The organism is Rhizobium changzhiense (genome assembly GCF_013087625.1).
GTDB lineage: Bacteria > Pseudomonadota > Alphaproteobacteria > Rhizobiales > Rhizobiaceae > Rhizobium > Rhizobium sophorae.
In genome coordinates, this window is the sequence record NZ_JABFCQ010000007.1 from 114,316 (window position 1) to 129,105 (window position 14,790).

The window sequence follows — 14,790 nt, forward strand, 5'->3', positions numbered from 1 at the left end:
GCGAGCGGGGAGCGCTCTTTTGAAATTGCGGCGTTGCCGCCCTCCAGCCCGGCGGCGGCCGAAATCGATCACATTCATGAAGACGGGGCAAGATGCGCTGGGGAAAAAGACTTTCGCCCGATCGGCTCAAGCGGCGGGGTTCCTCCGGAATCCAATTGCAAAAGCCCACAAAATAACTATTTAGATACAAAATAACTGTTATATTTCAAATATTTAAATGCAGGCCGTGACGATTTCGCCCTCCATCTCGCCTTGACAGGCGCCAGCTTTCGTTATCTGTTTTGCCCGACATGGAGATGCCGGCGTCAGCCGGCCGCACGAAAATCCCGGGAGGATATTGCAGCGATGTTGAGATTTGCCGTCGTCGGAATCGACCATGGGCATACGTTCGATCACGTGAAAGGACTGCTCGCGTCAGGCGGCGAGTTCGTCGGTTATTGCCCGCAGACCTCGGTGCCGGCACTGCGCGAGGCCTTTGAGAAGACCTATCCTGACGCGCCGCAGATCGATCGGGAAAAGTTGTTCGACGATCCGTCGATCGACGTGATCTGCATTTCCGCAATCCCCCGCGATCGTGCGGGGCTTGCCATCCGCGCGATGAGATCGGGCAAGGATGTGATGACCGACAAGCCTGGCGTGACGACCTTCGCCCAGCTCGAGGACGTCAGGCGCGCCGTTGCCGAGACCGGCAAGATCTTCTCGATCTGCTTTTCCGAGCGCCACTGCGTGCGCTCCGCCGTCAAGGCCGGCAAGCTCGTCGCCGAAGGCGCGATCGGCAAAGTGATCCAGACGCTCGGCGTCGGTCCGCACCGGCTGCAACTGCCAACCCGGCCGAACTGGTTCTTCGATCCCGAAGCCTTCGGCGGCATCATCGTCGATATCGCTTCACACCAGGTCGACCAGTTCCTGTTCTATACCGGCTCGACCACAGGCGAGGTCATCGCCAGCTCGATCGGTAATTTCGGCATGCCAGACAAGCCCGCCTTCGAGGATTTCGGCGAGGTGCTTCTGCGCTCCGACAAGGCGGCGGGCTATGTCCGTGTCGACTGGTTCACGCCGGAGGCGCTGCCGACCTGGGGTGACGGGCGCCTGACCATTCTCGGTACCGAAGGCTACATCGAGCTGCGCAAATATATCGATATCGCCGGCCGACCGGGCAAGGATCACCTCTTCCTGGTCAACGGCAAGGAAATGACCCATATCGATTGCAGCGGCGAAAAACTCGATTATTTCGACGCTTTCACCGCCGACGTCGGCAACCGCACGCAGACGGCGATGACCCAGGATCACGTTTTTGAAGTTTGCCGTCTTTCGCTCGAAGCCCAGGCGAAAGCCGCGCGCATCGGCGCTCGGTGAGGAGGATATCATGACCAGGAAATTGCGCGTCGGCGTCATCGGCGCAGGCATCGCTGCGCGGCATCTGGCCGGCTTCGGCTGGAACAAGGAGCTTTTCGAAGTCCCCGTGCTCTGCTCGCTCGACGAGGAACGTGGCAAGGCGCTGTGCGAGGAGTACGGCATTGCCGAATACACCCAGGATGCCGATTCGCTGTTTGCCCGTGACGATCTCGACATCATCGACATTTCGACGCCGCCGAGCTCGCATTTCGAACTCTGCCGCAAGGGTATCGAATCCGGCAAGCACGTGATCTGCGAGAAGCCGCTCTTCGGCTCGATCGCCGAGGTCGACGAGATGGGGCGCATCCTCGATCGTTACCCCGGCAGGAAGCTGATGCCGATCTTCCAATATCGCTACGGCTCCGGCCTGCAGAAGCTGAAGCTGCTGATCGAACGTGGCCTGGCCGGCAAGCCATTCCTGACAACGATCGAAACCCATTGGTGGCGCGGTCCGGATTATTATGCCGTGCCGTGGCGCGGGAAATGGGCGAGCGAACTCGGCGGCGGCCTTCTCGGCCACGCCATCCACGCCCATGACATGCTGAACTATGTGCATGGCCCCTGCGCCGAGGTGTTTTCCTATGGGGCGACGCTGGTCAATCCGATCGAGGTCGAAGATACGGCAGCCCTTTCGGTGAAGATGCAGAACGGCTCGCTGGCGACGCTGTCGATGACGCTCGGTTCGCGCAAGGAGATCTCGCGGCTGCGTTTCTGCTTCAACGACCTCGTCGCCGAAAGCATCATCGAACCCTATACGATGGGTCGTGATCCGTGGACGTTCGTGGCCGGGACGGAGGAACATCAGGCGCGGATCGACGAAGTGCTCGCCGGCTATGTGCCCGGCGAGGATGGCTACACCCGGCAGTTCGAGCTGTTCCACAAGGCGATCGTCGAAGACACCGACCCACCGGTGACGCTGCAGGATGCCCGTAATTCGCTGGAACTGGTAACGGCCGCCTATTTCTCGCAGCGAACCGGACAACCGACGCCTATGCCGATCGCCGCCGATCATCCGCTCTATCGCTCCTGGCTTCCGGCAGGGGAATGGCGTGCTGCGGCCACCGTCTGAACCGGGAAGGGCTCTCCCATGCTGAAATCCTTCGAGCATGTCGGCATGACGGTCAGCGACATGGATCGCACCGTCGATTTCTACTGTGGCCTGCTCGGCCTCAGTCTCGTGCTGCGAAAGACGATGGCGAATGGCATGCAGGTCGCGTTCCTCGATGCAGGCGGCGGCATGCTGGAGGTCTTTGCGCCGCCCGGCGGCGCGTCGAGGGCGGTCGACGTGCCTGACGATGCGGCCGGTGTCCGGCACCTCACCTTCCATTTCGACAATGTCGACGAGGCCTTCACCCGCCTTGAACAGGCGGGCGTCGAGATCAAGGAGCGGCCGCGCTTCGCCGTCCACTCCGAGATGCTGAACAAGATCGCCTTCGTTCGCGATCCCGACGGCATCATCGTCGAGCTTTCCGAACGCTCTGAGACCCGCCAGGGCTGATGCAGGTGCTGCCGATTGCTTCGCTGCGGGCGGTCAGACCGTCCCGCAGCAGTACGCGAGGTCGGCCTTAGCGTTTGCCGATCGATGGACTAAACACCATGATGCTCAGGATCTCAAAGAGCACCTGTGCTGCCGCGTGCGCTGTGTTGGTCGTTGCGTCATATTGCGGGGCAACTTCGACGACGTCACCACCGACCAGATTTATGCCTTTCAGCCCGCGTATCAGTTCAAGGACTTCACGCGTGGTCAATCCACCGACCTCGGGCGTGCCCGTGCCGGGCGCAAAACTTGGATCGAGGCTGTCGACGTCGAAGGAAAGATAAGTCGGGCCATCGCCGACGATGGATTTTGCCTTGGCAACGACAGCCGCAATCCCCATTCCGCTGATGTCCTCGGCATGGATCACAGTCATTCCTGACGCATAGGAGAATTCCCACAAATATTCCGCCGAACCACGGATACCAATCTGGATTGTCCTTGTCGGATCGAGCACGCCATCCAGCACCGCATTGCGGAACGGCCCCCCGTGATGAAACTTCGTTTGATCGAAGGCGCCGCTTGTATCGCAATGGGCATCGATATGGATGAGGCCGACTGGTTGCTGCCGGCCGATCGCCTTCAAAATCGGATGGCTGATGGAATGATCGCCTCCGACCGAAAGCGGTGCGACACCGGCATCGACGATCTGGGTGATGCGCTTTTCGATGTCGTCGTGGCTGAGCTCCAGCCGATAACGGCTTTGGAACTGGATATCACCGATGTCGGCGACCCGAAGATCGAAGACCGGCGCCGTGGCGAGAACGTGATTATAAGGGCCGATTCTTTCGATGGCGCGAAGCGCTCTCGGTCCGAAACGGGAGCCAGGGCGATTGGTGACACCAAGATCCATGGGGATTCCGGTGATCGCGACCTGGAGATTGCCGAAGTCCGGATCATCGGCCGCGACCTGCATGTAGGGTGCGCTGAGGAAGGTCGGTATTCCGGCGTATGGCGCCAGTCTCGTGCCGCTCTTGGAGATGATCTTCTCCGCCACTTTGCGAAACTTCTCATCGAATATCTCGCCGCCATTGGCATCTGCAAATTCTGTGCGCAGCTGTTCCAGCCGCGTTTTGTCCCACACCATGCGCACGTGTCTCCGCTTCAGGTCCGTCTTACCAGACAAAGAGGTTGAGAAAACAATTGGTATCGTTGTAGCAATCGGTATCAAAGAGAAATCGATATGATCGCTGCAAAACCCAATTCGCTCGTTGCCCGCCTCTCTGCCCCGCCCATTCCCTCCGTCGTCGCCTGGAGCCGCGAATACAAGGGCGAAAAAGGGCCGCTCATCGATTTGTCGCAAGCCGTGCCCGGCTATCCCGCGCATCCGGAGATGCTTCGGCTTCTTGCCGAGGCGGCCGGACAACAGGCGATGACGGGATACGGGCCGATCGAGGGCGAGCCTCTGTTACGCAAGACCTACGCGGCTCACCTCGCCGAGCTTTACGGCGCCGACCTTTCCGCCGGCAATATCCACGTTACCGCCGGCTGCAATCAGGCGTTCATGTGCGCAGCGATCGCGCTTGCGTGCGCCGGCGATACGGTGGCGCTCACCAATCCCTTCTATTTCAATTACGACACGACGCTGTCGATGCTGGGGATCGAGCGCCGATCGGTCGATTGCGACCCTGCCAATGGGTTTCTTCCCGATCCGCGTTCGGCCGAAGCGGCCCTTGCGGCCGGCGCGAAGGTGCTTGCCGTCGTCACACCCAACAATCCCACCGGGGCCGTGTATCCACCAAGCCTGCTTCACGAGCTTTTTGTTCTCTGTCGGAAATATGGCGCCTGGCTGATCCTCGATGAAACCTATCGCGACTTCCTCGGCGAGGATTATGGGCGGCCGCACTCTCTTCTCTCCGAGCCGGGCTGGGAGGACACGCTCGTCCTTCTCTACAGCTTCTCGAAATCCTTCTGCATCCCCGGTCACAGACTGGGGGCGATCACGGCAGGCCCCAAACTCGTCGCCGAGATCGCCAAGGTGATGGACAATATGCAGATCTGCGCGCCGCGCTCGCCTCAGGTCGCCGTTGCATCGGCGATCCCGGCGCTCGCTGACTGGCGGGCCGGCAACCGGCTGGAGATCGCCCGCCGGGCTCAGGCGATGAGGCAGGTCTTTTCCGGGTTGCCGGATTGGGAGATCGGAGCGATCGGCGCCTATTTTGCCTTTGTCCGCCATCCCTATGCCGATCGATCGTCTTCAGAGGTCGCCGAAAAACTCGCCAAAGAGTCCGGCATCGTCTGTTTGCCCGGCGCCTATTTCGGCGAAGGTCAGGAGCGTTACCTCAGACTTGCCTTTGCCAATGCGGATGTCGCCTCGATCGGGCTATTGTCCGAACGCCTTTGCTAGGCCGCTGCGATCAACCTCCGGCGGAAGTTCATGATAGCCACCGCGCCAGTAGAGTAGCGGCCCTATGCCCTGCCGGATTTCGATCGCGCAGATATGCCCGACCAAAATGGCGTGGGAATGGTAGTGGAATGCGGTTTCGAGCTCGCAGTCCAGCACCGTCAGGGCCCTTTCAAGGGCGGCGGCGCCAGTCTTGAGGCGATACCATCCCGCGTTGCCGTAGCGCTCCGTGCCCTTTCGCCCGTCAAGACCGGCAAAGGATTGTGCCACCTGCTGCTGGTCGGCGGCGAGCACGTTGACACAGAAGCAGCCGTATCGTTGCAGCGCCGGCCATGAGGAAGATGCGCGGTTGACGCTGACGATGACGGAAGGCCGCTCCGCCGAAAGCGAGGAGACCGACGTTGCGGTAAAACCGGTCCGGTCTTGACCGTCGCCGACCGTAATCACGCTGACGGCACCCGCCAGATGACGCATCGAAAGCTTGAAGTCCGCTTCGCTGATCAAAGCCCCGGCACTCATCAGGCCGGCTCTTGCGTCTTGGCAAAGCGATTGACAGGCATTGAGAGACCGAGGTTTTCGCGCAGGGTATTGCCCTCATATTCCTCGCGGAACAGCCCGCGGCGGCGAAGCTCCGGCAGGACAAGCCGCACGAAGTCGTCGAGACTGGACGGCAAGGTCGGGAACATCAGGATGAAGCCGTCGGCGGCGCGCGTTTCGAACCATTCCTCCATGTAGTCGGCAATCTGGGCCGGCGTGCCTGTCATGCCATTGCCGGTATGCTTCTCGGCATAGTGCCGGATGAGTTCGCCGACGGTGCGGCCGCTTCTGACGAAATCGACCAGTTCGTCAAACAAAGCGCGCGATCCCTTGGGCGCCGGCGGCAGCCGATCCATGGGGAAAGGCTTGTCGAGAGCCACGTCGCGCAGGTCCGCTTCCAGGAATTCGGAAAGCATCAGCCGGCCAACATCAGGATGCATCTTGTCGATCAGATAATCCACCTTCGCCTTTGCCTCGGCTTCGGTTTCACCGACGTTGATGACGATGCCCGGCATGATTTTCAGATCGTCCGGATCGCGCCCATAGGCCGGCATCCGGTTCTTGACGTTTTCGTAGAAGGCGCGGTTGCGATCGATATTCGATGCGAGGCTGAAGACGATTTCGGCGGTGCGTGCCGCCATGTCCATTCCAGGTTCCGAACCGCCCGCCTGGGCGATGACGGGGCGGCCCTGGGGTGTTCGCGCGATGTTGAGGGGGCCGCGAACCTGGAAATGTTTGCCCTTGTGGTTAAGCGTGTGGTGCTTGTCCTTGTCATAGTAGACCCCGTTTTCACGGTCGAGAAGCAGTGCGCCATCCTCGAAGCTGTCCCAAAGGCCGAACACGACATCGACGAATTCGTTGCCGCGCTCATAGCGTAATGCATGCGGGTCGAGCCCCTCGCGATTGAAGTTATAGCCGGTTTCGTCGTGATCGGAGGTGACGACATTCCAGCAGACGCGACCCTTGCTCAGATGGTCGATCGAGGCGAACAGACGCGCGACATTGTATGGCTCGTAATAGCTCGTCGAGACCGTCGCCACCAGACCGAGATCATTGGTGGTAACCGCCAGAGCCGAAAGCAGCGAGAGGGGTTCGAAACGGTTCATCTTGGTCGGAATGCGGGCAAGCGCATTGGCGTCGCCGACGGCAGCAGCGGGAGAATCCGCCATGAACATGAAATCGAATTTAGCCGCCTCGGATCGCTTGGCGACATCGAGCAGATGAGCGAAGTCGTTGGCCCCATTGACGTCGCTTGCCGGATGCAGCCAGGAGGCCGGATGAAAGCCGAACGTATAGACGAAAGTCCCGAGTTTCATCTTGTCGGTCCGCGCCATCGAGCTCTCCTGCTATGTCGGCCATGCCGCCAAGGAAAGGCGACTGCGCAAATTATCGCCAGGCGCAAATTTTCATCAATATCGCTCAGCTAGGTTCCGTTTTAGTTTTTCTAAAGTATCGACTTAGGCGCGGACGCCACGGCCTGCTGACGAGAAATAGCGACGAGCCAATCGCGGAATTCGCGCCCGTGGGGCTTCTGCAAGGCGGCCCGATCCCAGGCGAGAAAATAGCTTTCACGCAGTGCAATGCGCATGTCGACCGGAATGACGAGCGTTTGCGCCTCAAGCTCATCTGATATCATCGACATTTGTGCAAGCACGACGCCGCGCTTGTTGACGGCTGCGTCAATTGCACTGCTCGACAGGGTGAAGGAGAGGCCGGGCGTCGACGCATCGAAGGAGACGCCGGCTTTGGCGGCAAACTCCGCCCAGCTGGGGTAGGGGGTGAAGTGCCGTTCCCACTCGACGTGAAGGAGGGGCTGTTCGAAAAGATCGCGAGCCGCATGCGCGCGATCTTGCATTAGCGCCGGCGAACAGGCCGGCACCACCCAATCGCGAAACAGTTCGGTATAATGTTCGTGCTGGAGAACGTCCGATCCATAGCTGACGCGGAAATCGACATCGTCGAAGCCGATCCGAGGCTCCCTGTCGCGTCCGATAATCCTCACTGGAACGTCGGGATGAAGCGCCTGCCAGTCGAAGATGCGCCTGCCGATCCATTTGTTGACGACGGAGGAAAGCGCACTGAGCACCAAGGCCGTCTCGTTGCGCGCCTTTTCCAGCAGTTGCTGGGCAAGCGCAAATTGCTCGAACCCCTTCGATATCTCCTGATGGTAGAGCCTGCCCCAAGCAGTCAGCTCGACGGTTCGTCCGCTGCGCTCCAGAAGCGAAATTCCAAGAAAGCTCTCGATCTTGCGAATCTGCTGGCTGATGGCCCCCGGCGAAACGCTGAGCTCCAGTGCCGCGGCCGTCACGCCGCCGCAGCGCCCCACCGCCTCGAACGCCTGCAAACTTTTCAGCGGGATCGCCTTGAGGCGCTCATCGGTCACTTGCAGAACCTCTCGTGATTTGCGTCGAATTCAATTTGCTGCCGGATGAAATGTCCCCGCAAACTGGAACCGGTCGCCTGGATGGGTAAACTCGACATATGTCACCGTACGACCGTTCTGCCAGGTCTGGCGGATGAGGCTAAGGCAGGCCTCGCCGCGTTCCGTCTGCAGGATCCGCGCCGTCGTGGTGTCGGCTGAGACGGCGCGAATGACATGTTTGGCCTTGGACCAGGGAACCTCGTCAAGCAGCCATTTGCCGGGCGGGATTGAAGCAAAGCTCTCCTCTCTCGCCCGTGGGACAGCATCGAGCATGATGATCCGCCGCTCGATGGCATTCGGCCTGCCATCGACGATATGCAGGCATTGGAGCCTGAGGACTTCCGCATCGGCAGGCTCCGACAGCTGCTGCGCCTCCGCCTCTCCAAGACGCTCGATCTTGCGGGCGAGGATTTCGAAGCGGTGTTCGTGCCCGGCCAGTTCCGCTTCGGTGCTGATATCCTGGATATCCATCACCGTGCGGTCGATCTGGGGCGATGCGACAAACGAACCCGTCTTGCGCCGTCTGACGATCATGCCGCGCTCGGCGAGCGCCGACAGCGCCTTGCTGACGGTCATCCTCGAGCAGCGATATTCCGCCGCGAGTTCATGCTCGACGGGAATACGGTCGCCGGGCCGCCAATCGCCGCTGATGATCTTCGTCTCGATATCCGTGAAAATACGCTGATAAATCGACACCAGGTCCGCACCTCATCCGGCGACAACGATCATAAATGCGGAACGGCCATGCCAGCGACATCGACGCCACCCGGCACAAATTTTGCGTTCCTCGTCTTTTACATTGACACTCTAGGCCCGCCTATATCTATTTGTATAGTCAAAAGCGGAACATAGAAATCCGCGCAGAGGAAATCGAAGTCGGAACCAAAACTCCTCCGCCGGGGGAATAAAACTGGAGAGATGATCATGAAGGCAAATTCACTGCTGAAGGGTCTGGTCGGCGCTGCGTTCCTCATCGGAGCAGCCGTTTCCGCCCACGCAGCCGACACGCTGGCAGCCGTCAAGGCAGCCGGCACCCTCAAGGTTGGCACCGAAACGGCTTTCGCACCGTTCGACTATATCGATGCCGGCGAACATACCGGCTTGAACGTCGACCTCTTTGCCGAGATCGGCAAGGAACTCGGCGTCAAGATCGAGTGGGTCGCCCTTCCCTGGGACGGCGTCTTCCCCGCGCTCGAGGCCGGCAAGTTCGATGTCGTCGCAGGTCCTGCAACAATCACCAAGAAGCGCTTGGAGCGCTATCGCTTCACGCCGCCGATCGCCGAAGCAACGATCGCCATTCTGAAGAAGGCTGGCGACACGACGATCAGCAAGCCGGAAGATATTGCCGGCAAAACGATCGGTGTCGGCAAGGCAACCGCCCAGCTCGACCAGTTGAAGGAATTCTCCGGCACCCTGCCTACCAAAGTCGACGTGCGCGAATATCCAGCCTTTACCGAATCCTACGCCGATCTCGCCGCCGGCCGCATTGCCGGCGTTGCCAACTCGCTGCCGAATATCGCCTTCGTCGCGAGCCAGCGAAAAGGCACGTTCGAAGTTGTTCTGCCGCCATTCGGCAAGAAGTCCTATTTCGGCTTCATCGGTCTCAAGGATGCCGATCATGCGCCCCTGATGGATGCAATCGATGCCGCGATGCTCAAGATCAAGGCAGACGGACGTATGGCAGAGCTGCAAAAGAAGTGGTTTGGTGCGTCTTTCGAGACGCCTGATGCTGTCAAGGATCCGGCATTCTGATAGCCGCCGGTGAAACGAACGCGCCCCGCCTGTGGTCGGGGCGCAATCCGCCGTGGGATCAGAGTTCACGGCCGCAGCGCCCAGGCAAACACCGCCCATGTCCATCAAGCTATTCGAACTGCTTCTGCAAGCCTCGATCTACACGGTGACGATCAGCGTGGTTTCCATCCTGATCGGCTTTGCGATCGCGATCGTCATTTCAGCCATGCTGCTCTCACGGCAACGGCTTTTCAGGCTGCCGGCGCAGATTTTCATCAGTTTCTTTCGTGGTGCACCGCTGCTGGTCCAGCTGTTGCTGATCTACAATCTGCTGCCGGTGATCGGCATCAACGTGCCGAGCATCGTTGCGGCCGTCATTGGCCTGTCCTTGTGCACTGCGGCCTATCAGGCTGAAAATCTGCGCGGTGGTTTTGCCAGCGTTCCCGTGGGCCTCGTCGAATCTGCCGAAATGGTCGGCATGACTCCCATTCAGATCTTCCGCCGTATCAGGGCACCGATCGCCCTGCGCCTGACTTTCCCGGCGCTCGTCAATGAAGCGATCCTTATTCTGAAGGCGTCTTCGCTCGTCTCCGTCGTCGGAATCGTCGAGCTGACGCGCATGGCTCAGGACCTTGCCGGCAGCACCTTCCTGCCGCTCGAGATTTTTGCTTCCGCGGGTCTGATCTATCTCATCATCAATTGGATCGTTGCCCTTGCGGGCGGCCTGATCGAACGCTCCCTGCCAGGAGTGCCGCGATGACCTTCGACACCAATGTGATTTTCAGCAACTTGCCGGAGATCCTCAACGGTGCGTGGGTCACCATCCTCATCTGGATCGTCACCACTCTAGCCGCTGCCGTACTGGGTTTCTTTGTCGCTGTCGCGCGACGTTTTGGCGGCGTGCTGCTGGACAGAGCGTTCGGCATTGTCATCGCAGTGCTGCGCGGCACGCCCTTCCTGATTCAGATATTCCTCGTCTACTATGGCGGCCCCTTCGTCGGATTGTCGCTCGATCCGATCCCGGCCGGCATCGTCGGCCTTTCCATCTACGGCGCGGCTTATTTCAGTGAGATCTTCCGCTCGGGCTTTGCCGCCGTCCCGAAGGGACATATCGAGGCCGGCCTGTGCGTTGGCCTGACACAAGGGCAGATCATCCGGCGCATATTGCTGCCGGAGATGACCATGCTGGTGCTGCCGCCTTCGGTCAACATGACGATCATTCTCATGAAGGAGACGGCCGTTCTGTCCATCATCACCGTGCCGGAGTTAACGGCGACACTCAGCGCCATCGGCTCGCAGCAATATGCTTTCGTCGAGGCGCTCTTCGTCCTTGCGCTATTTTATTGGGTACTGGTCGAAATCACCGGCTGGCTCGGCCATCTCGCCGAAACGAAACTCACCAGATTCAGGTTTTTCAACATATGAGCGTTCCTGCGATCGCAGTCAAAAATCTTGTCAAGACGTTCGGCGGTTCCACCGTGTTGCACGGCATCGACCTCGAAATCGAGCAGGGACAAGTTTCCTGCGTCATCGGCCCGTCGGGATCCGGCAAGAGTACGCTGCTGCGCTGCATGGCGTTTCTAGAGGAATCGACGAAGGGGACGATCACCGTCAACGGCGAGGTGCTTGGCTTTGCGGAAAACACCAAGGGCGTCCGGGAGCGGGTGCCGGCGGCGGTGAACCGGCAGATCCGATCGCAGATCGGGATGGTTTTTCAGCAGTTCAATCTCTGGCCGCACATGACGGCCCTCGGCAATGTCAGCGAGGCGCTGAAGACGGTTCACAAGATGAGCCGCAGGGATGCGGAAGAGCGGGCCATGGCCCAACTCGTCAAGGTCGGTCTCGAGGGCCGGGCGGGGCACTATCCGTCGCAGCTCTCGGGAGGGCAGCAGCAGCGCGTTGCCATCGCCCGGGCGCTTGCCCTCAACCCGAAGATCATGCTGTTTGACGAGCCGACTTCGTCACTCGATCCCGAGCTGACCGGCGAAGTGCTGAACGTCATGCGCGATCTCGCCGCCGAGGGCATGACGATGGTCGTCGTTTCCCACGAGATCGGATTTGCCGCAACGGTCGGCCAGCAGATCGTCTTTCTCGATCACGGCAAGGTGCTGTTCACCGGCCCGCCGCAGGACGTCTTCAAACGACCGAGAAACCCCCGCCTCGAACAATTCCTGGACACCTATATCGATCGCGGGGCCTCGATGCTGCTGTGACGTTCATGTCCTTCCGGATCGTCGGGCAGACCTCGGCGGATGTCGGGTTCAGGCAATTTCCTCTTCGAGTATTTTCACGGGCCGGTCCCACTGGATGAGCACGACACAGCCGGTATCGCTCCAGACCGAGTGTTCGCTGCCCGGCGCATTGACGATATAACTGCCGCTGATGTAATCGCCCGTCTCGTCGGATTGAACGCCGTCGAGCACCAGGATGGTCTCGAGCCCCTCGTGGCGATGGCGGGGAACGGAGGCGCCGGGTTCATATTTCAACAGCGCCACGCCGGGCTGATCGCCCTCGAAGGGGCGGATCCAGTGAATGGTGACAGCATCGCGGAAAGGGCCGAATTCCAGCTCCTTCCAGCCGCCTGAGATCAGGCGTTCTCGGGTCGTTTCAGGCATGGGCGATGCTTTCCAGAATGTCGTCGACATGGGCGGTCCAGCCGACGATCGCGCCCTGGGCACGGATCATGGCGATGGCGGCGGCTTTGAATTCCGGGAAATAGCTTTCCGTCGCCTCCTCGGCGAGCAGGCATTCATAGCCGCGATCGTTTGCTTCGCGCATCGTCGTCTGCACGCAGACTTCGGTGGTGACACCGGCAAAGACGAGCTGCTTGATGCCCTTCTGCTGCAACACTGTGCCGAGTTCGGTGGCGTAGAAGGCGCCCTTGCCAGGCTTTTCGATGATGACTTCGCCCTTCACAGGAGCGAGTTCCGGCAGGATTGCCGTGCCGGGTTCGCCCGAGATCAGAATGCGGCCCATCGGGCCTTCGTCGCCGATCCTGAGCGACGGATTGCCGCGGTCGCGTTTGGCCGGCGGCAGGTCGGAGAGATCAGGCCGATGGCACTCCATCGTATGGATCACAGGCAGGCCGGCATTGCGGAAGCCCTGGATCAGGCGTTTGACATCGGGCACGATCCTCGTGATGCGGCTGACATCATTGCCGAGGCTGGCGCCAAAGCCGCCGGGCTCGGCGAAATCGCGCTGCATGTCGATGACGATGAGGGCGAGCTCATCGTGCTTCACCGGAAAGGCGAAAGGTTCGGCTTTGATCTTCGCCATCAATGATGCCCCGCCATGTGGGCGCCGATCACGCCGATATCGGCCGAGAGCGCCGGTGTCTCGTAAACTAGCTTGCCTTCCGAAATGACCATGATGCGGTCGGACATTTCGAGCAGTTCGTCGAGGTCTTCGGAAAGCAGCAGCACGGCGGCGCCCAAATTGCGTGCCTTCATGATACGGGCGCGGATTTCGGCAACGGCCGAGAAATCGAGACCGAAACAGGGGTTCGAGACGATCAGCAGATCGACATCGCCGGTCAGTTCGCGGGCGAGCACCGCCCGCTGCACGTTGCCGCCCGAAAGCGCTGCGATCGGCGAGGAGGAAGAGGCCGTCTTGACCTTGAAGTCGGAGATCAGCGCCGAGGCACGCTTCTTCATGCTGCCCTTGTTCAGCCAGATCGCGTCCTTGCCGTCCTGCTTCAAGTCGAAGGTGCGGAACGCAAGGTTCTCGCCCACGGTCATCTTGGGTGCACAGGCATTCTGCAACGGCTCTTCGGGGATGAAACGCACCTTATTCTTGCGGGTCTCATCGCGGGTGGCGCCGTAAGCCTCGCCATTGACCATGACCTGGCCGCTATCGGTCGGGCGCTGGCCGGCCAGAATCTCCGTCAGTTCCTTCTGGCCGTTGCCCGATATGCCGGCAATGCCGACGATCTCGCCGGAGCGGACCGTAAGCGCGCCGATCTCGATCGTCTTCAGCCCGGAGCGATCCGGGGCCTTCACCTGGCTGACGGTCAGCACCGGCCTTGCCGCTTCCGCCACCGGCAGACGGCTGTCGAGCTCGGCGAGCTTGACGTCGCCGATCATCATCGCCGCCATCTCGGCGGTGGAGAGCTCGCCGACCTTGCCGGTGCCGACCAGCTTGCCGCGCCGCAGGATCGAGACGGCATCGGCGAACTTGGTCACCTCGTGGAACTTGTGGGAAATCATCAGCACGGTGAGCTCGCCGCGCTCGGTCATTCCGCGGACGATGCCGAGCATCTCATCGGCTTCGGCGGGCGTCAGCACCGAGGTCGGCTCGTCGAGGACGAGGAAGGAACGGCCGAGATAGAGCTGCTTGACGATTTCGAGCTTCTGCTTTTCGCCGGCGGCAAGCTCGCTCACCGGCCTGTCGAGCGGGATCTTGAACGGCATGCGCTCCATGAAATCCGCCAGATCCTTGCGTTCCCTGGCCCAGTTGATCACCGCGGGCACTTCGGTGCGGCTGATGACCAGGTTTTCCGCGCCGGTCAGAGAGGGAACCAGTGTGAAATGCTGGTAGACCATGCCGAGCCCATAGGCCGCGGCATCCTTGGGTGAGGCCACCGCCACCTCGCGGCCGTCGACCGACAACGAGCCTGACGTTGCGTGATAGAAGCCCATGATGCATTTGACGAGTGTCGACTTGCCGGCGCCGTTTTCGCCGAGAAGCGCGTGAAAAGACCCGGCCGGAACGGCGATCGAGACGTTGTCGAGCGCGGTGAAGCTGCCGAAACGCATGGTCATATCGAGCGTCTCGATGCCGACGGCCTTGCCGGCTTGCGGAAGGGGCGTGTCGCGGACTGTGCTCACT

Annotated in this window: 16 protein-coding genes; 8 read left to right on the forward strand and 8 right to left on the reverse strand. The window is 60.5% G+C overall.

Features of this window, described 5'->3' with window-relative positions; all coding sequences use genetic code 11:
• Window positions 1–345 precede the first annotated feature (345 nt).
• From G9X68_RS28030 to G9X68_RS28040, 3 genes are read left to right on the forward strand one after another with little or no spacing between them, the layout of a single operon-like run.
• Entirely contained in the window at window positions 346–1,356 is a 1,011-nt protein-coding gene (locus G9X68_RS28030) for a Gfo/Idh/MocA family protein (RefSeq protein WP_171605161.1), read from the forward strand.
• Between the two features lie 10 nt (window positions 1,357–1,366).
• Window positions 1,367–2,464, forward strand: a complete 1,098-nt coding sequence (locus G9X68_RS28035; RefSeq protein ID WP_171605162.1) for a Gfo/Idh/MocA family protein — start codon at window positions 1,367–1,369, stop codon at window positions 2,462–2,464.
• An 18-nt stretch (window positions 2,465–2,482) separates the two neighbouring features.
• Window positions 2,483–2,893 (forward strand): VOC family protein, encoded by a 411-nt coding sequence (locus tag G9X68_RS28040; protein WP_171605163.1) that lies wholly within the window; start codon window positions 2,483–2,485, stop codon window positions 2,891–2,893.
• A gap of 67 nt (window positions 2,894–2,960) precedes the next feature.
• On the opposite strand, the gene speB is transcribed toward G9X68_RS28040, so the two are convergent.
• Window positions 2,961–4,016, reverse strand: a complete 1,056-nt coding sequence (gene speB, locus G9X68_RS28045) for an agmatinase (protein WP_171605164.1) — start codon at window positions 4,014–4,016, stop codon at window positions 2,961–2,963.
• 96 nt (window positions 4,017–4,112) lie between these two features.
• Here speB and G9X68_RS28050 point away from each other — a divergent pair, with 96 nt between their 5' ends.
• Entirely contained in the window at window positions 4,113–5,276 is a 1,164-nt protein-coding gene (locus tag G9X68_RS28050) for an aminotransferase (RefSeq protein ID WP_171605165.1), read from the forward strand.
• Here G9X68_RS28050 and G9X68_RS28055 read toward each other — a convergent pair.
• From G9X68_RS28055 to hutC, 4 genes are all read right to left on the reverse strand, one after another.
• Window positions 5,253–5,792 (reverse strand): flavin reductase family protein, encoded by a 540-nt coding sequence (locus G9X68_RS28055; protein ID WP_171605166.1) that lies wholly within the window; start codon window positions 5,790–5,792, stop codon window positions 5,253–5,255. The genes G9X68_RS28050 and G9X68_RS28055 overlap by 24 nt on opposite strands.
• On the reverse strand, window positions 5,792–7,144 hold the full coding sequence (locus tag G9X68_RS28060; RefSeq protein ID WP_171605167.1) for an LLM class flavin-dependent oxidoreductase: 1,353 nt from the start codon (window positions 7,142–7,144) through the stop codon (window positions 5,792–5,794). The genes G9X68_RS28055 and G9X68_RS28060 overlap by 1 nt, the downstream gene beginning before the upstream one ends.
• A gap of 110 nt (window positions 7,145–7,254) precedes the next feature.
• Window positions 7,255–8,193, reverse strand: coding sequence for a LysR family transcriptional regulator (locus tag G9X68_RS28065; RefSeq protein WP_171605168.1), 939 nt, complete (start codon window positions 8,191–8,193; stop codon window positions 7,255–7,257).
• A gap of 30 nt (window positions 8,194–8,223) precedes the next feature.
• Window positions 8,224–8,931, reverse strand: coding sequence for a histidine utilization transcriptional repressor HutC (hutC, locus tag G9X68_RS28070; RefSeq protein WP_168308102.1), 708 nt, complete (start codon window positions 8,929–8,931; stop codon window positions 8,224–8,226).
• A gap of 225 nt (window positions 8,932–9,156) precedes the next feature.
• Here hutC and G9X68_RS28075 point away from each other — a divergent pair, with 225 nt between their 5' ends.
• The 4 genes from G9X68_RS28075 (at window position 9,157) to G9X68_RS28090 (ending at window position 12,176) form a co-directional block, all read left to right on the forward strand.
• Complete coding sequence (locus G9X68_RS28075; RefSeq protein ID WP_168316101.1) at window positions 9,157–9,984, forward strand: transporter substrate-binding domain-containing protein; 828 nt, start codon at window positions 9,157–9,159, stop codon at window positions 9,982–9,984.
• 97 nt (window positions 9,985–10,081) lie between these two features.
• A complete protein-coding gene (locus G9X68_RS28080) occupies window positions 10,082–10,723 on the forward strand; it encodes an amino acid ABC transporter permease (RefSeq protein ID WP_171605169.1) in 642 nt (213 codons plus the stop codon).
• Complete coding sequence (locus G9X68_RS28085; RefSeq protein ID WP_171376432.1) at window positions 10,720–11,388, forward strand: amino acid ABC transporter permease; 669 nt, start codon at window positions 10,720–10,722, stop codon at window positions 11,386–11,388. The genes G9X68_RS28080 and G9X68_RS28085 overlap by 4 nt, the downstream gene beginning before the upstream one ends.
• Entirely contained in the window at window positions 11,385–12,176 is a 792-nt protein-coding gene (locus tag G9X68_RS28090; protein WP_171605170.1) for an amino acid ABC transporter ATP-binding protein, read from the forward strand. Before G9X68_RS28085 ends, G9X68_RS28090 begins: the two co-directional genes overlap by 4 nt.
• A gap of 48 nt (window positions 12,177–12,224) precedes the next feature.
• Here G9X68_RS28090 and G9X68_RS28095 read toward each other — a convergent pair whose 3' ends face one another.
• The 3 genes from G9X68_RS28095 to G9X68_RS28105 are packed head-to-tail and all read right to left on the reverse strand — an operon-like array spanning window position 12,225 to window position 14,789.
• Entirely contained in the window at window positions 12,225–12,578 is a 354-nt protein-coding gene (locus G9X68_RS28095) for a cupin domain-containing protein (RefSeq protein ID WP_171605171.1), read from the reverse strand.
• Window positions 12,571–13,239 (reverse strand): cysteine hydrolase family protein, encoded by a 669-nt coding sequence (locus tag G9X68_RS28100; RefSeq protein WP_171605172.1) that lies wholly within the window; start codon window positions 13,237–13,239, stop codon window positions 12,571–12,573. Before G9X68_RS28100 ends, G9X68_RS28095 begins: the two co-directional genes overlap by 8 nt.
• Entirely contained in the window at window positions 13,239–14,789 is a 1,551-nt protein-coding gene (locus G9X68_RS28105; RefSeq protein WP_171605173.1) for an ATP-binding cassette domain-containing protein, read from the reverse strand. The genes G9X68_RS28100 and G9X68_RS28105 overlap by 1 nt, the downstream gene beginning before the upstream one ends.
• Between the last annotated feature and the right edge of the window lies 1 nt (window position 14,790).